The organism is Actinoplanes sp. NPDC048967 (genome assembly GCF_040649415.1).
Classification (GTDB): Bacteria; Actinomycetota; Actinomycetes; order Mycobacteriales; family Micromonosporaceae; genus Actinoplanes.
Genome location: NZ_JBEZFL010000004.1, coordinates 360,362 through 384,427, shown reverse-complemented (window position 1 = coordinate 384,427; position 24,066 = coordinate 360,362). Strand labels below are relative to the sequence as shown.

The 24,066-nt window shown below is 72.9% G+C and carries 18 protein-coding genes; 11 read left to right on the top strand and 7 right to left on the bottom strand.

Annotated features, from left to right (window positions below):
* Positions 1 to 11: 11 nt before the first annotated feature.
* Complete coding sequence (locus AB0C12_RS19480) at positions 12 to 773, top strand: hypothetical protein (protein WP_360549754.1); 762 nt, start codon at positions 12 to 14, stop codon at positions 771 to 773.
* Here the strand turns inward: AB0C12_RS19480 and AB0C12_RS19475 are convergent.
* Positions 770 to 1,570 carry a DNA-formamidopyrimidine glycosylase family protein gene (locus tag AB0C12_RS19475; protein WP_360549752.1) on the bottom strand — a complete coding sequence of 267 codons (801 nt, stop codon included), beginning with the start codon at positions 1,568 to 1,570 and terminating at the stop codon, positions 770 to 772. The genes AB0C12_RS19480 and AB0C12_RS19475 overlap by 4 nt on opposite strands.
* Positions 1,557 to 4,355: a BTAD domain-containing putative transcriptional regulator gene (locus AB0C12_RS19470; RefSeq protein ID WP_360549750.1), complete on the bottom strand. Its 2,799-nt coding sequence runs from the start codon at positions 4,353 to 4,355 to the stop codon at positions 1,557 to 1,559. The genes AB0C12_RS19475 and AB0C12_RS19470 overlap by 14 nt, the downstream gene beginning before the upstream one ends.
* 66 nt (positions 4,356 to 4,421) lie before the next feature.
* Here AB0C12_RS19470 and AB0C12_RS19465 point away from each other — a divergent pair, with 66 nt between their 5' ends.
* Positions 4,422 to 5,120, top strand: a complete 699-nt coding sequence (locus AB0C12_RS19465; protein ID WP_360549748.1) for a hemerythrin domain-containing protein — start codon at positions 4,422 to 4,424, stop codon at positions 5,118 to 5,120.
* 143 nt (positions 5,121 to 5,263) lie between these two features.
* On the opposite strand, the gene AB0C12_RS19460 is transcribed toward AB0C12_RS19465, so the two are convergent.
* A complete protein-coding gene (locus tag AB0C12_RS19460; protein WP_360549746.1) occupies positions 5,264 to 6,049 on the bottom strand; it encodes an SAM-dependent chlorinase/fluorinase in 786 nt (261 codons plus the stop codon).
* A gap of 82 nt (positions 6,050 to 6,131) precedes the next feature.
* On the opposite strand from AB0C12_RS19460, the gene AB0C12_RS19455 reads away from it, so the two are divergent.
* A complete protein-coding gene (locus AB0C12_RS19455) occupies positions 6,132 to 7,061 on the top strand; it encodes an LLM class F420-dependent oxidoreductase (RefSeq protein WP_360549744.1) in 930 nt (309 codons plus the stop codon).
* Between the two features lie 398 nt (positions 7,062 to 7,459).
* Positions 7,460 to 7,993, top strand: a complete 534-nt coding sequence (locus tag AB0C12_RS19450; RefSeq protein WP_360549742.1) for a GNAT family N-acetyltransferase — start codon at positions 7,460 to 7,462, stop codon at positions 7,991 to 7,993.
* Between the two features lie 108 nt (positions 7,994 to 8,101).
* Here AB0C12_RS19450 and AB0C12_RS19445 read toward each other — a convergent pair whose 3' ends face one another.
* Complete coding sequence (locus tag AB0C12_RS19445; RefSeq protein WP_360549740.1) at positions 8,102 to 12,634, bottom strand: ATP-dependent helicase; 4,533 nt, start codon at positions 12,632 to 12,634, stop codon at positions 8,102 to 8,104.
* A gap of 270 nt (positions 12,635 to 12,904) precedes the next feature.
* Between AB0C12_RS19445 and AB0C12_RS19440 the strand changes: the two genes are divergently transcribed.
* From AB0C12_RS19440 to AB0C12_RS19410, 7 genes are all read left to right on the top strand, one after another.
* Entirely contained in the window at positions 12,905 to 13,759 is an 855-nt protein-coding gene (locus tag AB0C12_RS19440) for a DUF4397 domain-containing protein (protein WP_360549738.1), read from the top strand.
* An 11-nt stretch (positions 13,760 to 13,770) separates the two neighbouring features.
* Complete coding sequence (locus tag AB0C12_RS19435) at positions 13,771 to 14,499, top strand: class F sortase (RefSeq protein WP_360549736.1); 729 nt, start codon at positions 13,771 to 13,773, stop codon at positions 14,497 to 14,499.
* 78 nt (positions 14,500 to 14,577) lie between these two features.
* Positions 14,578 to 16,374 (top strand): protein kinase, encoded by a 1,797-nt coding sequence (locus AB0C12_RS19430; RefSeq protein ID WP_360549734.1) that lies wholly within the window; start codon positions 14,578 to 14,580, stop codon positions 16,372 to 16,374.
* Positions 16,375 to 16,500: 126 nt separating this feature from the next.
* Entirely contained in the window at positions 16,501 to 18,012 is a 1,512-nt protein-coding gene (locus AB0C12_RS19425; RefSeq protein ID WP_360550545.1) for a M28 family peptidase, read from the top strand.
* A gap of 148 nt (positions 18,013 to 18,160) precedes the next feature.
* Complete coding sequence (locus AB0C12_RS19420; protein ID WP_360549732.1) at positions 18,161 to 19,534, top strand: hemolysin family protein; 1,374 nt, start codon at positions 18,161 to 18,163, stop codon at positions 19,532 to 19,534.
* Positions 19,531 to 20,589, top strand: coding sequence for a hemolysin family protein (locus tag AB0C12_RS19415; RefSeq protein ID WP_360549730.1), 1,059 nt, complete (start codon positions 19,531 to 19,533; stop codon positions 20,587 to 20,589). The genes AB0C12_RS19420 and AB0C12_RS19415 overlap by 4 nt, the downstream gene beginning before the upstream one ends.
* 12 nt (positions 20,590 to 20,601) lie before the next feature.
* A complete protein-coding gene (locus AB0C12_RS19410) occupies positions 20,602 to 21,378 on the top strand; it encodes a sporulation protein (protein ID WP_360549728.1) in 777 nt (258 codons plus the stop codon).
* Positions 21,379 to 21,573: 195 nt separating this feature from the next.
* Here the strand turns inward: AB0C12_RS19410 and leuE are convergent, their stop codons facing one another.
* From leuE to AB0C12_RS19395, 3 genes are read right to left on the bottom strand one after another with little or no spacing between them, the layout of a single operon-like run.
* Positions 21,574 to 22,323 carry a leucine efflux protein LeuE gene (gene leuE / locus AB0C12_RS19405; RefSeq protein WP_360550543.1) on the bottom strand — a complete coding sequence of 250 codons (750 nt, stop codon included), beginning with the start codon at positions 22,321 to 22,323 and terminating at the stop codon, positions 21,574 to 21,576.
* A gap of 54 nt (positions 22,324 to 22,377) precedes the next feature.
* Positions 22,378 to 22,761, bottom strand: a complete 384-nt coding sequence (locus tag AB0C12_RS19400; protein WP_360549726.1) for a VOC family protein — start codon at positions 22,759 to 22,761, stop codon at positions 22,378 to 22,380.
* 9 nt (positions 22,762 to 22,770) lie between these two features.
* On the bottom strand, positions 22,771 to 24,030 hold the full coding sequence (locus tag AB0C12_RS19395) for a bifunctional pyridoxamine 5'-phosphate oxidase family protein/GNAT family N-acetyltransferase (RefSeq protein ID WP_360549724.1): 1,260 nt from the start codon (positions 24,028 to 24,030) through the stop codon (positions 22,771 to 22,773).
* Positions 24,031 to 24,066: the final 36 nt, after the last annotated feature.

Sequence of the window (24,066 nt, the reverse complement as noted above, 5' to 3'; positions counted from 1 at the left end):
AGGAGTGAACGGTGGACGAGCGGAGCAGGTACTTCCGGCAGCTCAGAAAGCTGCGGGGGTCCGCCCGGCGCTGGAGCGTCATCGGCGGAGGGCTGACCGCTGCCGCTGCCGTGCTCACCCCGTACGCGGGCATCGGGCTCGCCGACGCGGCCTGGGCCGCGTCGGCGGGTGCGTCCGTGGCGCTGGCCTGGTGGCGCTGGAGTGACCACCGGGCGCTGGCCGCGATCCCGGCGCCGCCGCCCGCCCCGCCGGCCATCCCCGGCCAGCGGCTGGTGGCGGCCGTCGAGCGGTTCCCGGCGGGCCGGCAGGTGCTGCAGGAGGTCCGCCGGCACAAGGAGCGTTACGCGCTGCGCGGTTCGGCCGTCGCCCAGGCCTGGGACAGGCTGGACCGGGCGGCCATGACGCTGACCGGGCTGGCCGGCCGGCTGACCGGACCCGGCGAGGCCGCGATGCTGGAGGCCGCGGTGGCCGAGCAGTGGCTGCGAGACCTGGGCCAGCGGGTGGCCAGCGTCGAACGGGCGATCCCGCTCAGCCCGCCGGATCAGCGCCCCGGGATCGAGCAGGCCCACGAGAGCCTGGCCAAGCAGTTCACCGAGGGCGTGGCCGCGTACGAGCGGCTGGTCGCGGCCGCGGCGAGCTATGTCGCCGAGGAGGGCCACCCGGCCTCCACCCAGCACCCGGCGCTCGGCGGCCTGATCGAGGCGACCGACCGCCTGCGCGGCATCGCCGAGGGGCTGTCCGAGCTGCGGCGGCCCGCCACCCCCGCGGCCTAGGACCCGGGCGGGGCCGGCTTCGGCTGGCAGCGCGGGCACCAGTAGGTGATCCGTTCCTCCTGGTCCTCTTTCTGGATCGCCGACCCGCAGCGCCGGCAGGGCTGCGCCCGCCGACCGTAGACGTAGCTGGTCTGCCCCCGGCGCAGGGAACCGGTGGTGGTCTGCGTCCAGCGTCCGCGGTTGGAGGCCACCAGCTTCTGCGCCATCTTCACCGTGCCGGCCAGGTCCGCCACCGCGGAGACCGGCGTCCACGGCCACAGCCCGCGCAGGAAGAGCGTCTCGGCCTTGTAGAGGTTGCCGACGCCGGCGAGGTTGCGCTGGTCCAGCAGCGCCTCACCGATCGGGACGTCCGGCTTCGCCGCGATCCGGCGGACCGCCTCGTCCGGGTCCCAGTCGGTGCCGAGCAGGTCCGGTCCCAGGTGGCCGAGCAGCTTCTCCTCCTCGGCCGTGGGCAGCAGCGCCACCTCGTGCAGGTGGTAGCCGACCGCCACCGAGCGTTTCGTCCGCAGCACCACGCGGATCAGGTGTGCCGGGCGGCCGGTCCAGCGCTCACCCGGCGCGTACGCCCGCCAGGCGCCCTCCATCCGCAGGTGCGAGTGCAGGGTCATGGCCCGTTCGCCGCTCGTCAGCCGCAGCAGCAGGTGTTTGCCCCGGCTCGCCGACTCGGCCACCGTCCAGCCGGTCAGGTCGGTCGTCGCGAGCTGCGGCACCCGGAAGTCCGAGCCGGTGAGCACGTCGCCCTGCAGCGCGCGTTCGAGGACTCGCGCCGTGTTCCATACGGTGTCACCTTCGGGCATGGCTCTGCTCCTGCCCAGCCGACAGCATCGCAATCATCGCGGCCGGTTCCAGCGTGGCGCCACCGGCGTCGGCGGCGGCCCGGGTCACCGGATCGAGGGCCTGATCGAGGGCGTTGTTCAGGGCGGCCGAGGTCGTCGGGTCGGTGGCTTCGGGCCGTAGTCCGCGGCGGGCGCCCTGGTGGCGTACGGCGGCCAGCAGCGTCGCACCCAGCTCGGGCCGGCCGCTCAGCGTGAGGGCGTACGCGCCGGTGTGCAGGCAGGAGAGGACGTTGCCGACGTCGTCCTCCTCCCGGAACCGGCCCAGGGCGGCGCCGAGCTCGCGCAGCGCCGCGGCCGGATCGGGATCGGCCGGGGCCAGCCAGGCCCGGGCCAGCAGCAGCTCGCTCATCGCGGCGATCCAGTTCTGCCGCAGCTCACTGGCGTGCGCGGCCGCGTCCTGGAGCACCCGGCGGCTCTCCAGCAGCTCGCCCAGCCCGGTCAGGGCCCCGCCGAGCGCCATTTCACCGGCCGGCGCGGCCCACCGCTCGCCGATCCGCACACTGACCGCGATCGACTCCCGGGCCCGGACCGCGGCGGTGTCGTAGTCGCCGCGCGCCGACCACAGCAGCGACTCGTAGTAGCGCAGCTGACTGACCAGGCGCCACCCGTCCTGGCTGTCCGGCTCCGCGAGGAGAGCTTTCGCCTGCCACAGGCACTCGGCGGCGCCGTCGACGTCCCCGCCGATGAACCGCAGGGTCCCGCAGGTGGCCAGCGCGAGTGCCCGGTCGAGAGCGGGCGCGTCCGGCGCTCCGGCCAGGGCCGTGGTCAGCAGCCGCAGCCCTTCGGCCACGTGCCCGCCCCGGAACCAGAACCACTCCAGCAGCCCCGCCGTCCGCAGCGCCGCTGCCGGGTCCGCGACGAGGTCGTGGGCCAGCGCGGCGCGCAGGTTGGGTACCTCCCGGTTGAGCACCCGGATGGCGTGCGCCGAGCGTTCCCCGCGCAGCTCGGGCGCGGTCCGCTCGACCAGCGCGCGGACCCAGGCGGCCTGCGCGGCCCGGCTCGCCGCCGGCTCGGGGTCGTGCTCCTGGCAGTACGCCCGGATGATGCCCAGCAGCCGGTAGCGGGTCGGCGTCACGGTCGTGTCGGCGCTCACCACCGAGCGGGTGACCAGCGAGGACAGCGCTTCCAGATCGGAGCCGACCGCCGCGGCGGCCTCCACGGTGAAGCCGCCCGCGAACGGCCACAGCCGCAGCAGCAGCGCCCGGTCGGCGGCCGGCAGCAGGTCGACACTCCAGGCCACGGCCGCCTCCAGCGTGGCGTGCGGGGCCAGGGCGCCGCGCGGCACCCGGCCCAGGGCGGGGAACCGCTCACCGAGCAACGACACCAGCTCGCCGAGACCCAGCACCCGGGCCCGGGCGGCGGCCAGCTCCAGCGCCAGCGGGATCCCGTCCAGCACCTCCGCCAGCCGCGCCAGCTGGGTCTCGTCGTCAGCGTCCGGATGCCAACCCGGGCGTACCGCGCCGATCCGGTCGACCAGCAGCGCCACGGCGTCGTCCGACGGCAGGGGCGCGACCGGCAGCAGCCGTTCGCCGTCGACACCGAGCGGTTCCCGGCTCGTCGCCAGGATCCGCAGCTGCGGGCAGCGGGCCAGCAGCTCGACGACCAGGTCGGCGACGGCGGCGACAAGATGCTCGCAGTTGTCGAGGATGAGCAGCGCGGACCGGCCGCTCAGGGCGGAGCTCAGGCCGGCCGGGCCGGGCTCGGCGGGCTGGTGCACACCGGCGGCTGCGGCGATCGTGGAGACGAGCACGTCGGGTTCCGTGACGTCGGCCAGCCGGGCCAGCCACGGGCCGTCGCCGTCCGGGCGGGTGGCGGCGTACTCCACCGCCAGCCGGGTCTTGCCCGCGCCGCCCGGACCGACGAGGGACAGCAGGCGAGTGGCCGGCATGGTGGCTTCGAGCGCGGCCAGCTCCCCTTCCCGGCCGACGAAAGCGGACAGCGGCCGGGTCACCGCCGGGGCCTTGATGACCGGGCGTGGTGCCGGGCCGGGCCGGGCGGGGAGCAGCAGGCCGGGATCCTGGGCCAGCAGGCGCCGTTCCAGGGACTGCAGGGCCGGCCCGGGATCCACCCCGAGGTCGTCGGCGAGCAGGGCGCGGACCCTGCGCAGGGCTGACAGCGCCTCGGCCTGGCGGGCGCTGCGGTAGAGACCGAGGATGAGCAGTTCCCAGCGGCGTTCCCGGTAAGGCTCCGCGCGTACGGCTGGGGTCAGCTCGGCCACCGCGCCCGGTGCGTCGCCCACGGCCAGGCGCGCCGCCAGCCTTTCCTCGACCGCGACCAGGCGCAGCTCGCCCAGCCGGACCCGGGCGGCCTCGACCTCGACGGCCCCGTCCAGATCCGCGAACGCCTCCCCGCGCCAGAGCCGCAGGGCCGCGTCGAAGGCGCGGACGGCCTCGGCCGGCCGCTGCTCGTCCAGCAGCTCCCGCCCGCGGGCAACGCCCGCCTCGAACGCCGCCACATCCGTCTCCGCGCCGGTCAGCCGGTATCCGTCGCCGACCCGCTGCAGCGCCTCCCGATGCTCGGCGCCCAGCGCCCGTCGCAACCGCGACACGTACGCCTGCAGCGACACCTCCGGGCTGGCCGGCGGATCATCACCCCACACCGCCGCCGTCAGCGCGTCCCCGCCCACCGGCCGGCCACCGGCCGCGATGAGCGCGGTGACGAGCCGGCGCGGCAACGGACCGCCCAGATCGAGGACGACGCGGCCCGCACCGAGCTCGGTCGGCCCGAGAACGCGGCAGCTCAGCACGGCTGGAGCATACAAACGCAGGCCGCTTGCAGGCAGTCTGCAAGCCGACCCGCGCATCCTGAGCCCATGACCACCACTGAGCCCGTCCGCGGCGGAAAACCCAGGCCACCTCGCGCCGGTACCCGCGTCGACACCTGGGAGATGGTGCTCGTGCACCGGGTGTTCCGGCGCGAGTTCCGCATCCTGCCCGCCCTGATCCGCGCGGTGCCGCCCGGCGACACCGCCCGCGCCGAGACCATCGGCTCGCACCTGGCCAACGTGGCCGGGGCGCTGCACCACCACCACGAGGCCGAGGACGAACTGCTCTGGCCGGTCATGCTCGACCGCGTCGGGCTGCGCGCCGACCTGGTGCACCGGATGGAGGCGCAGCACGAACGCCTGGCCGGCCTGCTCACCCGCATCGACGACCTGACCGCCCGCTGGCGTGCGCGGGCCGCCGCCGACGTCCGCGACGAACTCGCGGACGTGCTGGCCCAGGCGTCCGGCGCCCTCGACGAACACCTGGGCGACGAGGAACGCGAGCTGCTCCCGCTGGTGTCGGAGCACGTGACCCCGGCCGAATGGCACGCACTCAACGAGCGGGGCCGCGAAGCGATCCCGAAGAACAAACTGGCGCTGGTCTTCGTCGGCGCGATCCTCGAGGAGGCGAGCCCGCGGGAGCGGAAGATGTTCCTCGCGCAGCTGCCCGGGCCGGCCCGGCTGCTGTGGCGAATCGTCGGGCCGCGCACCTACGCGAAATCACGGGACAGCATCCGCCGCGGCTGACATGGCCGGGTGCCGCTGAGCTTCTCCGGCACGATCGCCGACGGGCTGCCGGAAAACGGCTCGACCCGGCCTGTCCGACCCGGCCTGTCCGACCCGGCTCGGCCCGGCCCGGCCCGGTCAGCGTTCGGCTCGGCCCGGCTCGGTCAGCGTTCGGCGACGCGGACTATGTCGCCGGGGCGGACCGAGAGGAGGACCACTGCGCGGCCGCCGTTGACCGCTATGGCCACGCGGCCGGCCGAGTCCTCGTACACGATCATCTCGCCCTGCTGGGCGTCGGCGAAGGTCTGGGCGCGCCGGGCCTTGACCCCGCCGATCACCAGGTCCGGGCTCAGCCCGGACAGCGTCGCGCCGCCGGCCGCGAGCTGCACGTTGCCGAAGCGGTCGACGGTGAGCACCTCGGCCTCGAGCCAGCCGTCGCCGACCGCCACGACCGGGTCGGGCAGCCGCACCAGGGTCTCCGGGGCGACGGCCGGCCCGGCGTCGCTCAGCGGCGCACCGAGCGCGAGCCGCGCCGCGGCCGGGGAGAACACGTCACGGCCGTGGAACGTGCGCGAGACGTCGCCGAGCAGCCAGTCTTTGTTGGTGAGCTCGAACACGTCGTCGATGCCCCCCAGCGCCTCGGCCGCCCAGATCAGCAGCCCGTTGTCCGGACCGACCAGGACGCCGCCGGGGGTGCCGATCGTGATGCCGCGCCGCTCCGAGCCGACCCCGGGGTCGACCACGGCGACGTGCACCGACGGCGGCAGGTGCGGTGCCGTCTGGGCCAGCACCGCGGCGCCACGCGCCACGTCAGCGGGTGGCACGTGGTGGGTGATGTCGTTGACTCGCACATCGGGAGCGATGCGCGCGATCACCCCGCGGCACGCGGCGGCGAAACCGTCGAACGTGCCGTAGTCGGTGGTGAGGCTGATCCATCCATAGCCGCCCATGGTGGTTCACGTTACTGCCCCGGCACACTCCGTGCGTGGCGGCTGGCCGGGCGCGTCGCGGCACTTCTGGCACTGTTGATCTATGCGTCTTGTCATCTTCACCGAACCCCAGCAGGGTGCCTCCCACGACGACCTGCGGCGGGTGGCCCAGCTTGCGGAGCAGACCGGCTACGACGGCTTCTTCCGCTCCGACCACTATGTCGCGATGGGCAGGGACGGCCTGCCCGGCCCGACCGATGCCTGGCTGACCTTGGCCGCACTGGCGGTGCAGACGTCCCGGATCCGGCTCGGCACGCTGGTCACCTCGGCGACGTTCCGGCTGCCGGGCCCGCTGGCGATCGGCGTGGCCCAGGTCGACGCGATGAGCGGCGGCCGGGTGGAGCTGGGCCTGGGCGGCGGCTGGTTCGAGCAGGAACACACCGCGTACGGCATCCCGTTCCCGCCGGTGGGCGAGCGTTTCGACCGCCTCGAGGAGCAACTCGAGATTGTCGAGGGCCTGTGGACGACCCCGGTGGGCGAGCAGTACACCTTCGCGGGAAAGCACTACCAGGTGACGAACTCGCCGGCCCTGCCCAAACCGGTCCAGTCACCCCGCCCGCCGATCATCGTGGGCGGCGCCGGCAAGAAGCGCACCCCGGCCCTGGCGGCCCGGTACGCCGACGAGTTCAACGCCCCGTTCGCGAAGGTGGCGGACCTGCCGGCGATGTTCGACCGGGTCCGGGCGGCGAGCGAACAGCTCGGCCGGGCTCAGCCGCCGGCGCTGTCGGCAGCGGCGGTGCTCTGCGTGGGCCGCGACGAGGCGGAAGTGAAGCGCCGAGCGGCGGCGATCGGCCGCGACGTGGACGAGATGCGGGGGAACGGCGGGGTGGTGGGCACGCCGGACCAGGCGGTGGAGATCCTCGGCCGGTACGCGGAGACGGGCGCGTCCCGGATGTACCTGCAGGTGCTGGACCTGAGCGACCTCGACCACATCGAACTGGTCGCGGCCGCAGTGGCACCGCAGCTGCCCTGACGTCAGTCCGGGCCGGTGATTCCAGGCGTCGTGATTGCGGGCGCCGAGGTCACCGGCCCGATCCCGGTCAACGCACCGCCTGCTGTCCTGCGCGGCGGCTCAGGTGCGGCGGTCGGCCCGGGCCCGATGCGTGGCGTCTTATGCGGTGGCGCGGTGCCACGGTCCGCCGGCGGACCACCGCCCGGGGTCTTGGCGGCGGATCAGTGTGGCCGGTTGGCTCGGGGCCGCGGCCCGCCCCCCTCGTCGCCCATGTTGCGGTCCTTGAACGGCCCGCGGCTGGAGTCGGTGGTGGCCGGGATGGGCGGCTGCGGGGTCGTTGCGGTGGTTTGGCCCTGGTGGGGACGGTCTTGGTGGTGGCGGGGATGAGGTGTCCAGGCTCGGGGCCTAAAGTCTGTTGCGTGGAGATTGTCACCGCGCGACTGGCTTTGCGTCGGCCCGGGCCGGCCGACCTCGAAACGATCTTCGCGATCCACCGCGACCCCGAGGCCAGCCGGCACAACCCTTCGGACCTGCTCGCCACGCTGGCCCAGGCCGAACACCTCTACAGCCGGTGGGACGACCATTGGCGCCGGCACAGCTTCGGCTACTGGGTTGTCGAGGAACGCGAGTCCCGCAAGATTCTCGGCTTTGCGGGTCTCAAGGTGGTCCGCTTCCGCGAGATCGAAGTCCTGAACCTCTTCTACCGCCTCGACCCGGCGGCCTGGGGCAACGGCGTGGCGACCGAAGCAGCGACAGCCGTGGTGGAGTGGGCCGGCCGCCACCTTCCGGAGTGGCCGATCCTCGCCCGGGTCCGCCCGGACAATGTCGCCTCCCAGAAGGTCGCCCAGCGCGCGGGCCTCACCCGCGCAGAGCACCTGGACGATCTGGGTGAGGACGGCCTGGACTGGCTCTTCATCACCCGATGGCCGGCGGAGGAGAACCGCCGGCCCTGACCGCCCGTCCCGGGCGCTGACACTGAACCGGCCGTCGGGCTGATACCGAACTGTCCGGCGTCCCGGTGCCGGCGGCGGCCCGCATCCGCAGGACGCCCGCGGACCCGGTCAGCCGCGCAGCCGCAGCCCCCGAGGCGTCGCCCGGAAACCCGCCCCGGTCAACGCGTCCCGCAACGGTGACGAATGCACCGACTCCCCGTCCGCCCGCTCCACCGACATCGGCCCCAGCGCCCCGGACCGCACCGATCCCGCCAGCGCCTGCCCAGCCGCCGTCAACGCCTCCGTGTCGTCCAGGTAGGACAGCAGCGTCCGGCCGCCGCGTTCGACGTACAGGATCAGGTCGCCGCCGACCAGGACCACCAGGGCGCCTGCCTTGCGGCCCGCCCGGTGGCCTGTCGCCGGTGTCGTCTCGCCGTTGCCGCTGTCCACCACTCGTTCCGGCCACGGCAGCGCCGCCCCGTACGGGTTGGCCGGGTCGGTCGCCGCCAGCACCACCGCGGTCGCGCCCGTGCGTTTGGCCAGCTCGGCGGGCTCGGCCAGGGCGCGCAGCCGGTCCACCGCGCCCGGCACCGCGAACTGTGCCGCCCCCAGGCCTTCCACGAAGTAGCCGCGGCGGGCCGCGCCCCGCTCCTCCAGCGCGGCCAGCACCGGATACACCGCCGCGAAGCCGCCGGTCACGCCCTCGGCCATCACGGCGCCGCGGGTCACCACGCCGTGTCGTTCGAGCAGGAGGTCGGCCAGGGCGGCCGCGCGGCGGGTCGGGTCGAGGTCGCGTTCCGGCAGGCGGGACCAGCGGCCCACCATCATCAGCGGTCCGGATCGGGCCGGCATCGCCGGGCGGCCGGGACGGCGGAAGCGGGTGCGGGCGGGCGCTGCCTTCGCGCGGTGGGCGCCGCTGCTGCCGAGCAGGGCGCGCACGGGCGCCAGCGTGTCGTTGGTCAGGTGACCGGCCCAGACCAGGTCCCAGACCGTTTCGGCCAGGGCGGTGTCGTCGGTGGCGCCGATCCTGTCGGACAGGCTGCGGAAGAACAGCGCCTGGCCGTCCGCCAGTGCGTCCAGGACCGACTGGTGTTGCGGGGTCAGCGCGAACTCGTCGTCCGGCGGGGGCAGCAGCAGCGGGGCACTGTCGGCGTACGCGAGGGTCACCCAGCCGTCGCCGCCCGGGATGGAGCCCGAGCCGGCCCACAGCACCTCGCCGCTGGCGCACAGCTCGTCGAGCTGGGGCGGGGCGTAGTCGGCGACCCGGGCCGGCAGGATCAGGCGTTCCCAGGCCGAGGCCGGTGCGGCCACGCCTTGCAGCTGCTCGATGGTGGCCGCCAGGGCGTCGACGCCGCGGGAGTTGCCGCCGATCTGGTGCCAGCGCGGCAGGAACGCGGCCAGCACCCGCGGTGGCACCGGCTCGATCTCGCGGCGCAGCGCGGCCAGGGAGCGGCGTCGCAGCAGCCGCAGCACCTCCGCGTCGCACCACTCGGTGCCGGCGCCGCCGGGGGAGAACTCGCCGGAGACGACCCGGCCGGTGGCGCTGAGCCGCTTGAGGGCCTGCTCGACGACGAAGACGCCGAGGCCGAACCTGGCGGCGCAAGTGGCCGCCGCGAACGGGCCGTGGGTGCGGGCGTACCGGGCGACGAGGTCGCCGAGCGGGTCGGCCACCGGCTCGAGGTAGGCCTCCGCTACGCCGACCGGCAGGGCCACGCCGAGCGCGTCGCGGTAGCGGCCGGCGTCCTCGACGCCGATCCAGCGTTCCTCGCTCGCGATGCGGACCTGGATCGCGCGCCGGCTCGCCTGCAGGGTCGTCAGCCAGTCGAGCTCGACACCGCGGGCGGTGAGATCCGCGGCGGACAGGTCGCCGAGCAGGCGCAGCAGCTCGGCCGCGTCCTCGGCGTCGCGCGGGCTGCGGGCGGCGGTGAGCCACTGCAGCTGGGCCTCGCTCTCGGTCACCACGGTGGGGTCGAGGAGCTCCCGCAGGTCGACGCGGCCGAGCAGCTCACCCAGCAGAGTCGAGTCCAGAGCCAGGGCGGCGGCGCGCCGCTCGGCCAGCGGTGCGTCGCCCTCGTAGAGGAACGCGCCCACGTACCCGAAGAGCAGGGAGCGGGCGAACGGCGACGGCCGTGGGGTCTCGGCCTCGACCAGCCGGACCTTGCGTCCCGCGATCTCGCGCATCAGCCCGACCAGCCCGGGCACGTCGAAGACGTCCTGCAGGCACTCGCGGGCGGCTTCCAGGGTGACCGGGAAGTCGGCGAACTCGCGGGCCACGTCGAGCAGCTGGGCCGAGCGCTGGCGCTGCTGCCAGAGCGGCTGGCGGCGGCGCGGGTCGCGGCGGGGCAGCAGCAGCGACCGGGCGGCGCACTCGCGGAACCGGGAGGCGAACAGCGCGGACGTGCCGACCGACTCCTCGACGAGCTGGGAGATCTCCTCCGGGTCGAAGGCGACCAGGTCGGCGCCGGGCGGCTCCTCGGCGGTGTCCGGCAGGCGGATGACGATGCCGTCGTCGGAGGGCATGACCTGGCCGTCGACGCCGTAGCGCTCGGAGAGCCGGCGGGCGATGGCCAGCGCCCAGGGCGCGTTGACCCGGGCGCCCAGGACACAGTGCACGGTCATGCGCCAGTCGCCCAGCTCGTCGCGGAAACGCTCGACCACGATGGTCCGGTCGTCGGGCAGATTGCGGGTGGACTCGCGCTGCTCACGCAGGTAGGCCATCAGGTTGCCGGCCGCCCACTCGTCGAGCCCGGAATCGCGCAGCGAGGCGATCGCCTTGGTGTCCTCCGCGCGGGTCAGGGTGCGCAGCCGGGCGCCGATGGCCCGGCCCAGCTCGATCGGGCGGCCGAGCGCGTCGCCCTTCCAGAACGGCATCCGGGCCGGCGCGCCCGGCGCGGGGGAGACCAGCACCCGGTCGGGCGTGATGTCCTCGATGCGCCAGGAGGTCGAGCCGAGCAGGAAGACGTCGCCCACCCGGGACTCGTAGACCATCTCCTCGTCGAGCTCGCCCACCCGGGACGCTTTCTCCGAGCCGGCCAGAAAGACGCCGAACATGCCGCGGTCGGGGATCGTGCCGCCACTGGTGACGGCGAGCCGCTGGGCCCCGGGGCGCCCGGTGAGCTCGTCGGTGGTGCGGTCCCAGACCAGGCGGGGCCGCAGCTCGGCGAACGCGGTGGACGGATAGCGCCCGGAGAGCATGTCGAGCACGGCGTGCAGGGCGGAGTCGGGCAGCTCCGCGTACGGCGCGGCCCGGCGCACCAGCGCGGCCAGCTCGTCGACCTGCCAGGCGTCCAGCGCGACCATGGCCACGATCTGCTGGGCCAGCACGTCCAGCGGGTTACGGGGATAGCGCAGCTCCTCGATCGCGCCCTCACCCATCCGCTCGGCGACGACCGCGCAGCTGAGCAGGTCACCGCGATGCTTGGGGAAGACGACCCCGCGCGAGACGGCCCCGACCTGGTGCCCGGCCCGGCCGATGCGCTGCAGCCCGGCGGCGACCGACGGCGGCGCCTCGATCTGCACCACCAGGTCGACCGCGCCCATGTCGATGCCGAGCTCCAGGCTGGAGGTGGCGACCACGGCCGGGAGCCGGCCGGACTTGAGCGCCTCCTCGATCTGCTTGCGCTCCTCGCGGGAGACGCTGCCGTGGTGGGCGCGGGCGATGACCGGTGCCGCTCCTGCGGCTATCGGGGACTGGGCCATCAGCGCGGCGGGCGCGCGGTCCGCCTGCTCGACCACGGCCTCGGCGGCCAGCTCGTTGATCCGGGCGCACAGGCGCTCGGCGCCGCGCCGCGAATTGGTAAACACGATCGTGGAGCGGTGCTGCTGGATCAGCTCCAGCACGCGTTCCTCGACGGCGGGCCAGATGGACGGCGTGCGCCGGGACGCGCCGGGGTCGTCCGCGTCGACCTCGGGCACCTCGTCGAGGCGGGTCATGTCCTCCACCGGGACCGTCACCGAGACCTCGATGGTCTTGCTGCTGCGCGGCTGGACGATCTCGACGGCGCCGGCTCCGCCCAGGAACCGCGCTGTCTCGTCGATCGGGCGCACGGTCGCGGACAGCCCGACCCGCTGGGCCGGGCGGCCCAGCATGGCGTCGAGGCGTTCGAGCGAGAGGGCCAGGTGGGCGCCGCGCTTGGTGGCCGCGACCGCGTGCACCTCGTCGATGATCACCGTCTCGACGCCCTTGAGCGACTCCCGGGCGGCCGAGGTGAGCAGCAGGAACAACGACTCCGGCGTGGTGATCAGGATGTCCGGCGGCGTACGCGCGAAGGCCCGCCGCTCGTCAGCCGGGGTGTCCCCGGTGCGCATGCCGACGGTGATGTCCGGTGGCGGCAGCCCGAGCCGTCCGGACGCCTGCCGGATGCCGGTCAGCGGGGCCCGCAGGTTGCGCTCGACGTCGACGGCCAGCGCCTTGAGCGGGCTGACGTAGAGCACCCGGCAGCGGTGCTTGGGCTCGGCCGGGACGGGCTCGTGGGCCAGCCGGTCGAGCGACCAGAGGAAGGCGGCCAGCGTCTTGCCCGAGCCGGTCGGCGCGACCACCAGCGCGTTGCGGCCGGCGCCGATGGATCGCCACGCGCCGGCCTGGGCGGCCGTGGGCGCGGCGAAGGCGGCCCGGAACCACTCCCTGGTGGCGAGGCCGAACTGCTCGAGGACGTCTGGCACATGTCCATGGTGCCCCCGGGGTCTGACAGAAATCGGCGACCGCGGAAAACATCCATCCGGGTGACGGCTCCGAACCAGTAGCGGATGGCCCTAACAAGATGGGCATCAATCAGACGTTGGAGCACAGGATGGGCACTCAACCGGCGCTCGCGCGCGACCGGAAGGACCATGGTGCGGACTGGTGACGTGCGGCACATTGATGAACGCAGAGCGTACGCATCGATGGCCGCCACCGACGATGCCGCAGAGGCTTCACGAACAGGAGGCACCGTGACCCATCGCGTTTCCGCCTTACGGCGCCTCGGTAGCGCGGCGGCCGCCGTTGCCGCGCTGGCGACCATCACCCTTTCCGCGACCCCGGCCCGGGCAGCCAGTGACGGTTACGTCCGGCTCGCCCACCTTTCGCCCGACACCCCGGCCGTGGACGTCTATCTGAAGTCCGACTCGGGCACGGTCAAGGACCAGAAGTTCGACGGCGTCGCGTACGGCGCCATGTCCGACTACCTGCGCCTGCCCACCGGCACGTATTCGGTGGCGATGCGCAAGGCCGGTGCCGCCGCGAGCACCCCGCCGGTGCTGACCACGCAGGTCACGGTGGACGACGGCGCGGCGTACACGGTGGCCGGGGTGGGTCGTTACGCCGATCTCGGTCTGCGGGTGCTCAAGGACGACCTGAAGCTGCCGGGGGCCGGGGAGTCCAAGATCCGGATCATCCAGGCCTCGGTGCGCGCGCCGGTCCTCGACGTCGGCGGGGCCAACGGCAAGACCATCGCCGACGGTGTCCAGTTCGCCACCACGACGGCTTATCGCCAGGTCAACCCGGGCAAGTGGACGGTCCGGGTCAAGCCGACCGGCGGTGGCACGACCAGTGACCTTCCGTGCACGCTCGGTGCCGGCAACGTCTACTCGCTGCTGGTGCTCGACGACAAGAAGGGCGGCCTGAAGCCGGAGCTGCACATCGACGCCGCGCGCCAGGGTGGCGTTCCCCAGGGCGGGGTGGCCACGGGCGAGGGCGGCACGCAGCCGCAGTCCCCGATGCCGATGGCCCTGCTGTTCGCCGGGGTCGCAGCGGTGGCGTCAGGTGGTCTGCTCGTCGGGCTCAGGCGCCGCTCCCGCTCTGCTTGAAGGCGTACCGGATGAGAGTCGTGACGCCGGAGCCCGAGGCCGGTCCCGCAGCCGGGGCCGGCCGGGCCGCGGCCCCGGACAAGCCGGAGGTACGCCGTAAAGCGCGCGTCCTGCTGCCCCTGGCGGTATCGGTGCTGGTGGCGTTCGTGGTGGCCACCGGCTACCTGATGCTCCGCGAGCCGACCGGCCCCGACAAGCTGGGCCGCTGGGCCGGCAGCCCGAGCGCCGCCGCGGTGCCCGTGCAGCCGTCCGAGGACATGGAGGGTGCGCCGAATCCGTTCCGTACCGTGCCCTCGGATCTCAGTGGCCCGCCGACCCGCCTGCGGGTCAAGGCCATCGGGGTGGACACGTCGCTGGAGACGCTGAAGCTGGGCGCGAACGGTGAGTTGCAGCCGCCGAAGACCAACGAGCACGCCGGCTGGTACGCGGACGGCACAGCCCCGGGCGACGTGGGCCCGGCCGTCCTGGCCGGTCACGTCGACTCGAAACAGGGTCCGGCCGTCTTCTACCGGCTGCGCGAGATCACCACGGGCGACAAGATCGAAGTCACCCGCGGCGACCGTACGGTCACGTTCACGGTGACTGCCACGGCCTGGTATCCGAAGAAGGCGTTCCCGACGGAAGAGGTCTACGGGCCGACCCCGGACCGGCAGCTGCGACTGATCACCTGTGGTGGGGTCTTCGACCGGACCTTGCGGTCGTACACGGACAACCTGGTGATCTACGCGGTGGCCGGGTGATCAGGATTCCGCAGGTCAGCCGCCGGTGACTATCCTGGTCGAAGAAGCTACGGATGGGGGCTGATGGCGGTCAGGCGCATGCTCATCGCCGGTCGGTACAGGCTCCTCGAGCCGGTCGGCTCCGGCGGTATGGGCCGGGTCTGGCTGGCCCGCGACGAGATGCTCGACCGGGACGTCGCCGTCAAGGAGTTCGTCCCGCCGGAGTGGATGACCGACGAGGAGCAGGCCCGGCTGCGCACCCGCACCCTGCGCGAGGCCCGCAGCGCCGCCCGGCTCAACCACCCGCACGTGGTGCGCATCTACGACGTCGTGCACGCCGACGATCTGCCCTGGATCGTGATGGAGTACGTCCCGTCCCGCTCGCTGCACCAGGTCATCGGCGAGGACGGTCCGTTCGCGCCGGCCGAGGCCGCCCGGATCGGCCTGGACGTGCTCGAGGCGATCACCGCCGCGCACCGGGCCGGTGTGCTGCACCGCGACGTGAAGCCGCACAACGTGCTGATCGGCCACGACGGCCGGGTCGTGCTCACCGACTTCGGTCTGGCCACCTTCGTCGACGACGGCTCGGTCACCGGCCCCGGCATGGTGGTCGGTTCCCCGCAGTACGTCTCCCCGGAGCGTGCCCGTGACGGGGCGTCCACCGTGGAGTCCGACCTCTGGTCCTTCGGCGCGACCCTGTACGCCGCCGTCGAGGGACGGTCCCCGTTCGCCCGCGACAGTGCCATGGCGACGCTGATGGCGCTGGCCACGGACGAGGCTGATCCGCCGGTGCGGGCCGGGCCGCTGGCTCCCGTGCTGACCGGGCTGCTGCGCCGCGAGCCGGTGGAACGGCTCACCGGCGCCGAGGTGGCCGAACGGCTGCGCCTAATCGTGGCGGAGGCCGGTCTGCTTCCCGCGCCGTCGAGGACGTCCGGGACGACGTTCGGCCGTGCGGTCGTACCCGGCCCCAGAAAGGCCCCCGATGATCAGCCCGGCCCGGACGCCCGCCCGCGGCCGCAGCCTGAGCCCGTCGAGGCGAAAGCCGAGCCGGCCGGCGGCGGTCTCGGTGCCGCCCTGGCCGCGGCCCTGCCCGGTGTCGTCCATCCGCCCGGACCGGTCGCTGAGCAGGGGGAGCACCCGAGCGAGCCGGTCATCCCGGCCCAGCGCCCGGCCCCGGCCGAGGTCGCGCCGCCGAGGTCACGCCGCCGGCTCCTCGTCGCGGGTGTCGTGCTGGCCGTGCTCGCCGGTGGCGGTGTCGCCGCCGGGCTGACGCTGCGCGGTGACGACGACCGGGCCCAGCCGGAGGCGATCGGGCCCACCCCCGGCGTCGTCACGTCCTCGGGCAGCGGCGGCAGTTCGGGTGGCTTCAGCCCGGTGAACTGCGCCAGCCCGGCACCGCCCGGACTGCCCCGCACGCCGGTCGCGGGGGCGGAGAAGCTGCGCGACGGCTGGGCGTTGTATCCGGGCTGGTCGTATTTCAGTGACGCCGGCTTCCACATCGCGGTCCCGGACGGCTGGACCTATCAGACCATCGGCACGACCATCTGTTTCCGCGACCCGAGCAATCTCAGGATCCTCAGCATCGACCCCGACCGCAGCCCGCAGGGTGACCCGGTGCAGGCGTGCCGCAAGGAAGTGACCCGGCTGCGGACCGCCGGTGACCTGCGCAACTACACCCAGCTGCGGATCGACCGGGTGCCCGGCCTGGCCCGGGCGGCGGACTGGGAATACACCTACGACGGGCGCGACGGTGACCGGATGCACGCGATGACCCGGTGGCGCGCGGCCAACGACGGCCGGGCGTACGCGATCGGCCTGATGACCCTGGATCTGGACTGGCCCGGCAATTTCGAGAAGTGGGGCATGATCCAGAGCACCTTCTTCACGGACAGCTGAGATATGGCTCATTCGATATGAGTGCATAGAACTGCGTCTCTGCGATGCTCGGCGTGGCCGTCGCCACACCCTGGGCGACGGCGCCCCCCTGAGCCCCGCGGAGGACACCCCGTGAGAGCAGTTCCAATGATCGGCGCGTCGGCCTTGCTCGCCGCCCTCTTCGCCGCCCCCGTCCAGGCCGCTCCCGTCGCCGCGGCCGCTGTGGCACCGCCCGACATCGCCGTCGCGAACGTCAAGGCGCACCTCACCCAGCTCCAGTCGATCGCCACGGCGAACGGCGGCAACCGCGCGCACGGCCGGCCCGGCTACCTGGCCTCGGTCACCTACGTGAAGGGTCTGCTGGACGCGGCCGGCTTCACCACGCAGCAGCAGTCGTTCACCTACAACGGCGCGACCGGCTACAACCTCATCGCGGACTGGCCCGGCGGCGACACCTCCGACACCCTCATGGTCGGCGCGCACCTGGACAGCGTCACGGCCGGCCCCGGCATCAACGACAACGGCTCCGGCTCGGCCGCCAACCTCGAGGTCGCGCTGGCCGTCGCCCGGACCGGCTTCCAGCCCGCCCGGCACCTGCGCTTCGGCTGGTGGGGTGCCGAGGAACTGGGCCTGCGCGGCTCCACCGCGTACGTGAACTCGCTGAGCTCGGCGCAGAAGGCGGCCATCGGCGGTTACCTGAACTTCGACATGGTGGGCTCGCCGAACCCGGGCTACTTCCTCTACGACGGCGACAACTCCGACGGCACCGGCTCGGGCCCCGGCCCCGCGGGCTCCGCCGAGATCGAGGACACGCTGGAGGCGTACTACGCGTCGATCGGGGTGCCGACCCGCGGCACCGACTTCGACGGGCGCAGCGACTACGGCCCGTTCATCGCGGCGGGCATCCCCGCCGGCGGCATCTTCACCGGGGCGGAGGGCCGCAAGACCGCGGCCCAGGTCACCCTGTGGGGCGGTACGACCGGCGCCTTCGACCCCTGCTACCACGCCTCCTGTGACACCACCGCGAACATCAACGACACGGCGCTGAACCGCAACTCCGACGCGATCGCGGCCACGGTGTGGGCGCTGGCCGACGGCGGCGGCACCGAGCCTCCGACCGGCGAGACGGTTTACTCGGACACGTTCGAGACCGCCACCGGCTGGACCACCAACGCCGGAGCCACCGACACCGCGACCGCCGGCGCCTTCGAACGCGGTGACCCGGCCGCCACCAGCTCGGGCGTGGCCACCCAGCTGGGCACCACGGTCAGCGGCACCAACGACCTGGTCACCGGGGCGGCCGCCGGGGCCAGCGCCGGTGCCAACGACGTCGACGGCGGCATCACGACGATCCGGTCGCCGGCGATCACGCTGCCCACCGGCACGCTGAACCTGTCGTTCTCCTGGTACCTCGCGCACCTGAACAACGCGACCAGCGGCGACTACTTCCGGGTCCGGGTCATCTCCGGCAGCACCACGACCACGGTCTTCACCCAGGCCGGGGCGGCCAGCAACCGCGCTGCCGCGTGGCAGGCCGCGACGGTCAACCTCTCCGCGTACGCCGGGCAGTCGATCCGGCTGCAAGTGGAGGCGGCCGACACCGGCACGGCGAGCCTGGTGGAGGCGGCTGTGGACAACGTCACCATCACCCGCGCCTGACGGACCGGGGGCGGGCGGGGGTGCGGCTGCGGCCGTACCCCCGCTCGGGGTTCTCACAGCGGACTTGCAGCCGCCGCTGCTATCTTTTCCGGATGATCGGCAGTATGCAGCCGGGCTCGGCCCGGCTTCTCGTCTTTCCGGCCCGGCCATGTTGATCCTGGTCGGATTCCTGCTAGTCATCCTGGTGACGGCCGTGACCGGCTACTTCGTCGCCCAGGAGTTCGGGTATGTCGCGGTCGACCGCAGCCGCCTCCGCCAGGAGGCCGAGCAGGGCGACAAGGCCGCGGAACGCGCGCTCAAAGTCACCGAACGGCTCTCCTTCGTGCTGTCCGGCGCGCAGCTCGGCATCACCGTCACCGCCCTGATCGTCGGCTACGTCGCCGAGCCGTTCCTCGGTGAGGGCTTCGCCGACCTGCTCGGCGTGGCCGGGGTGCCCACCGCGGTGAGCCTGCCGATCTCGATCGTGCTGGCTCTGCTCATCGCCACCATCGTGCAGATGGTCCTGGGCGAGCTCGCTCCCAAGAACTTCGCGATCGCCCGGGCCGAGACCCTGGCCAAGGCGCTCAGCCGCTCGACGCTGATCTACCTGGCCGTCTTCGGACCGATCATCAAGCTCTTCGACAAGGCCGCGGCCCGGCTGCTGCGCCGGGTCGGCATCGAGCCGATCGAGGAGCTGCCCGAGGGCGCCACGGAGGAGGACCTCGAGCACATCATCGCGGAGTCCCGCGCCGAGGGACACCTCGATCCCGAGCTCTCGGCGCTGCTCGACCGCGGCCTCGACTTCCGCCGCCGGGTCGCGTCCGAGGTGATGATCCCCCGGGTGGACGTGCACACGGTCCGCGGCAGCGACCCGGCCTCCCAGGTGGTGAAGCTGCTGGACACCGGCCGGTCCCGGTTCCCGGTCCGCGCCGGCACCGGCGTCGACGAGATCGTCGGAGTGGTCGGCATCGCGGACGTCCTGAGCGTGCCCGCCGCCGACCGCGCCACGGTCCCGGTCGAGTCGCTGGCCGTGCCGCCGCTCTTCGTGCCGGCCTCGTTGCGCCTGCCCGCGGTGCTGGACCGGCTGCGCGGCGACCACCGCCAGCTCGCCTGCGTGGTCGACGAGTACGGCGGCTTCGCCGGCATCATCACCCTCGAGGACATCGCCGAGGAGCTGGTCGGTCCGATCCGCGACGAGGACGACCTGCCCGAGCCCGCCCCGGCCCGCCAGCAGGACGGCTCGTGGATCGTCCCGGCCCGCTGGCGCATCGACGAGGTCATCGACGCGACCGGCGTGGAGCTGCCGGAGAGCGACGAATACGACACGGTGTCCGGCCTGGTGATGTCCGAGCTCGGCCGGGTGCCCCAGGTCGGTGACGCGGTGTCGCTCGCCTCCGGCACAGCGCTCGCGGTGCTCTCGGTGGACCGGCACGTGCCTGACGCCGTACGCCTGTCGGCCCCGGCCGGGCCTGCCGCCGTCTCCGCCACCGCTCTCGCCACCGCTCCTGACACCGCTCTCGACGCCGAGGAGGATCCCCGATGAGCACGACCTGGGCTGTGATCTGCTCGGTGCTGCTGCTCGCCGGGAACGCGTTCTTCGTCGCCGCCGAGTTCGCTCTCGTGGCCAGCAAGCGCTACCGCCTGGAACACTCCGCCGCGGGAGGCAGCCGGGCCGCCCGCGCCGCCCTGGACGGCAGCCGCGAGCTGTCCCTGATGCTCGCCGCCGCCCAGCTCGGCATCACGCTGTGCTCGCTGGGGCTGGGCGCGCTGGCCGAGCCGGCCATCGAGCACCTGGTCCACCCGCTGCTGCACGGCATCGGTCTGCCCGACATGCCCAGCGGCATCATCGCGTTCCTGCTGGCGCTGGTCGTCGTCACGTTCCTGCACCTGGTGGTCGGCGAGATGATGCCGAAGTCCTGGGCGATCACCGACCCGGAACGCTCGGCGACCCTGCTGGCGCTGCCGTTCCGCGGCTTCGTCCGGATGGTCCGCCCGGCCCTGGTGGCGCTGAACGCCCTGGCCAACGCGGCGCTGCGCCCGTTCGGGGTGCACCCGCAGGACCAGCTGGCCCAGGCGCACGGCCCGCAGGAGATGCACATCCTGCTGGAACGCTCCCGCGCGGAAGGCCTGATCGGCGCGGAGCAGACCGAGCTGCTGACGAGCATGCTGAAGCTGCAGGACACCAAGGTCGCCGACGTGATGACCCCGGACGCCCAGCTGGTGACGATCCCGCCGGACGCCTCGGCCCTGGACATCGAGGCGTCGTCGCTGCGCTGCGGCCGGTCCCGGCTGGTGGTGGTCTCCCCGGCGGGCGAGGCGCTGGGCGTGGTGCACGTCCGCGACGCGATCCGGGTCACCACCCCCGGCGGGACGGCGACGGCGGCCGAGCTGATGGACCCGCCGTTCACGCTGGAAGCGGCGGTCACGGTGACGGACGCGGTGACCCGGATGCGGGCGGCCCGGGCCCAGTTCGCGCTGGTGACCCGCCGAGGCCAGGGCCGGGTCGGCTTCGTCGCCCTGGAGGACCTGCTGGAGCAGGTCATCGGCGAATTCGACGACGAGACGGACCCGGTGCCGGTGGGCCGGCGCATGCGCTGAGAGGATGGCCGGATGGTCTTCGCGAGAGTGCTGCGGGCGTTCGGGGTAGGCGGACCGAGCGTCGACACGGTCCTGACCGACCCGGCCACCCACCCCGGCGGCACCCTGCACGGCGAGGTCAGAGTGGCCGGCGGTGAATACGACGTGCTGATCGACAACATCGTGCTGGCCCTGGTGACCCGCGCGGAAGCCGAAGACGGCGAAGCCCTGCTGGAATTCCACCGCGCCTCGGTGGCGGGGAACTTCACGCTGCGGGCGGGGGTGCGCGAGGACATCCCGTTCACGCTGACGGTGCCGTGGGAGACGCCGGTGACGCACCTGGCCGGCAAGCCGCTGGCCGGGATGACGATGGGCGTGCGGACCGAGCTGTCGGTGGCGAAATCGGTGGACCAGGGAGACCTGGACGGGGTGGAGATCCATCCGCTGCCGGCCCAGGAAAAGATTTTGGCGGCCTTCGACCGCCTGGGCTTCCGGCTGCGGCACGCGGACGTGGAGCGGGGCGGAATCTATGGGGTACGGCAGGAGCTGCCGTTCTACCAGGAAATCGAGTACGCGGCGCCGGCGGAGTACGCGAAGTCGATGGACGAGGTGGAAGTGACCTTCGTGGCGGACTCGGCGGGGATCGAGGTGATCCTGGAGTTCGACAAGCGTGGGGGGTTGTTGCGGGAGGGGCGGGATACGTACGCCCGGTACCGGGTCTCGCATGACGAGGTGTCCGGGGTGGATTGGGTATCGGTGGTGCAGGGGTGGGTGCACGAGGTGGTTGGTAAGGGGTCTTTGCCGGGGTGAGGTTGGCTTCTTGTCAGCCCTTGTTCCGTCCGCCTGTTTGCTGCCTTGCCAGTTACACGACAGCTGTTCCCGTTGCCGCCTGCCGCCGTCGCCCATTGAGCGCTACCTGGTGACGGTTACCTTCTCGCCGTTGGCCGCAACCGACCCACTGCCGTTTCCGCTGACCGTTGCCTCCTCGGCTGTTGCCGTTCGTGATCAGCCGGTGGTGGCGGTGGCCAGCTTGATCCCGAAGCCGACGAACACAGCGCCGACCCCGGTCGCTACGGCCGCGGACAGCCGCTGACGACGCCGGAACTGACCGGCCAGGAACCGCCCGCCAAAGATCAGCCCGGTGAGATAGAGCGCGCTGAACACCTGCAGCACCGCCCCGAGGATCAGGAACGACAGCGCGGGATGGGCATACCCCGGCTCGACGAACTGGATGAAGAACGAGACCACGAACAGGATCGCCTTCGGATTGAGCAGGCTGACGACCAGCGCCCGCCGGAACGGCCGCTGCATCCCCGCACTGAGCCCGGTAGGCGTCGCCTGAACCGCGGTCCGCGCTGCGCCCCCGGCCGCGCCCGCCTCGGCACTCTGCTGAGCAACCGCTGCCGAATCGCTGCGACCCCGCCACTTCTGCCAGGCCCCACGGATGATGCCGAAGCCCACCCACGCGAGGTAGGCCGCACCCGCGTACTTGATCACCATGAACGCCGGCGGATACGTCCGAAGCAGCGAAGCAACGCCGGCAGCCGCCAGCGCCATGAGCACCGCGTCGCCGACGAACACCCCGGCGGCAGCCCGATATCCCGCTCGCACCCCGCGCTGCGCGCCGACCGTCAGCACGAAGATGGAGTTGGGCCCAGGCAGCAACACGATCGCGACCGTGCCCAGCACGTACGTCCAGAAGTCAGTGATCCCCAGCACGCCTCCATCCTCAGCGCCCCGACGAGGCGCCGGCAGTACCCGTAAAGCTAGATCCTTGTGGCCTTCCCCACGCGGTGGAAGTCCCGCTCCTCAAACCGGGTCCACCCGCCGTCGCAGCAGACAGAACTCGTTGCCCTCGGGATCGGCGAGCACGTGCCAGCTCTCGTCCCCCGTCTGGCCCACGTCGGCCGGCCGGGCACCGATCGCGAGCAGCCGCTCCAACTCCGCGTCCTGGTCGCGATCGGTCGCATTGACGTCGATGTGCAGGCGCAGCTGACCGGTCTTCGGCTTCGTGGTCCTGTTGAAGACGATGGTCGGTTGCGGCCCGCCGAAGCCTCCATCGGCCGGCCCGATCTCGATGTCGCCGTTGGCGTCACGCTCCAGCTCGACATAGCCGAGCACCTCACACCAGAACCGAGCGAGCAGGTCAGGATCGAGCGCGTCCAGCACCAGCTCGGTTACGCGGCATGCCATCCCGACACCCTAATGAAGCTCAGCCGGTGAATCGCTGGTCTCCAGGCGAGCCCGGAGGCGCTTCGCGGCCGCGGGCCATTCCTCCACCGTCATCGCGAACAGCACCGTGTCCCGCCACGTCCCGTCCGGGCGCAACCGGTGCCGCCGGATCATCCCGTCCCGCGTCGCGCCCAGCCGAGTGATCGCCTGCTGCGATCTCTCGTTGCGAATGTCGGTGTACCAGAACACCCGCTCCGCGCCGAGCACCTCGAAGGCCCGTTCCATCAGCAGCAGCTTCGCCTCCGTGTTCACCCCGGTGCGCCACCACCGACGGCCGAGGACGGTGTGGCCGATGCCGACTGCCTGCCGTTCCGGGTCGATGTCGTGATAGCTCGTCATGCCCATCACCTCGCCGGTCCGCGGGTCGACCTGCGCCCACGACACCCTTTTGCCTTCCCACTGCTCGCGGGCGGCGACAGCGATGAGCTCGGCCATCTCTGCGCTGCTCCGCGGCCGCTCGCTCGGCAGGTGTTGCCACACCTCGTCATCGCTGATCGCCGCCAGCAAGCCGTCCGCGTGACCGGGGGCCAGCGGCTCCAACGCGACATGTCGACCGCGCATCGGCGCCGCGAGGTGCCACGGCGAGGCCGGCCCCGGCAGGTACGCGGGCGGCGGACCGCTGACTCCGGCGTCCGGCTCCGGCGGGCCGGCGACTCGCCGGAGGGGCAGCACGCCGGCCCAGTGCGGCAGCGACAGATCCTCCGGGTCGTCCACGACGCCACCGGTGCGCGCTCGCACGGACACTTCGACGAGAGGTAGCGCCAGCACGGTGGTCGTCGCCAGCTCACGTGCCGTCGGCGGCCTGCTCGCCGCGCTGCGGCCGTGGCCTATCCGCTCCACCAGCGCGTCCATTGCCGCGCGCTTCTCCGACATGTCAGTGACCGGCCTGGCGTTGCCGTGCACCACGACCGATCGGTAGTTCGCGCTGTGGTGGAACTGGGAGCGCGCATAGACGATGCCGTCGAGCAGCGTCACCGACACGGCAACCGGCACGCCGTCGCCTCGTGCCTGCAAGCCCAGCCGGCCGCCCGTGGAAGCGTGCAGATACAACGTGTCCTCGACGCGGACGTGCAGCGTGGGCAGCACCCGTGGCTCACCCTCGACCACGAAGGCGACGGAACAGTCGTACGCCTCGTCCAGGATGGCGTGGGCCTTCTCGCGTTCGTAGTGCATCCGGTCGCGATTGCGGGTGGCCGTGGTCCGATCGGTGGGCTGATAGAGGTCGGTCACGGAAACCCTCCTTGCCAACGGGCCTGTACTAGTACA

Coding starts and splice junctions, on each gene's coding strand:
- AB0C12_RS19475 (WP_360549752.1), bottom strand. CDS start 1,570: ATGCCCGAAGGTGACACCGTATGGAACACGGCGCGAGTCCTCGAACGC.
- AB0C12_RS19465 (WP_360549748.1), top strand. CDS start 4,422: ATGACCACCACTGAGCCCGTCCGCGGCGGAAAACCCAGGCCACCTCGC.
- AB0C12_RS19460 (WP_360549746.1), bottom strand. CDS start 6,049: ATGGGCGGCTATGGATGGATCAGCCTCACCACCGACTACGGCACGTTC.
- AB0C12_RS19455 (WP_360549744.1), top strand. CDS start 6,132: ATGCGTCTTGTCATCTTCACCGAACCCCAGCAGGGTGCCTCCCACGAC.
- AB0C12_RS19435 (WP_360549736.1), top strand. CDS start 13,771: ATGAGAGTCGTGACGCCGGAGCCCGAGGCCGGTCCCGCAGCCGGGGCC.
- AB0C12_RS19430 (WP_360549734.1), top strand. CDS start 14,578: ATGCTCATCGCCGGTCGGTACAGGCTCCTCGAGCCGGTCGGCTCCGGC.
- AB0C12_RS19425 (WP_360550545.1), top strand. CDS start 16,501: ATGATCGGCGCGTCGGCCTTGCTCGCCGCCCTCTTCGCCGCCCCCGTC.
- AB0C12_RS19420 (WP_360549732.1), top strand. CDS start 18,161: ATGTTGATCCTGGTCGGATTCCTGCTAGTCATCCTGGTGACGGCCGTG.
- AB0C12_RS19415 (WP_360549730.1), top strand. CDS start 19,531: ATGAGCACGACCTGGGCTGTGATCTGCTCGGTGCTGCTGCTCGCCGGG.
- AB0C12_RS19410 (WP_360549728.1), top strand. CDS start 20,602: ATGGTCTTCGCGAGAGTGCTGCGGGCGTTCGGGGTAGGCGGACCGAGC.
- AB0C12_RS19400 (WP_360549726.1), bottom strand. CDS start 22,761: ATGGCATGCCGCGTAACCGAGCTGGTGCTGGACGCGCTCGATCCTGAC.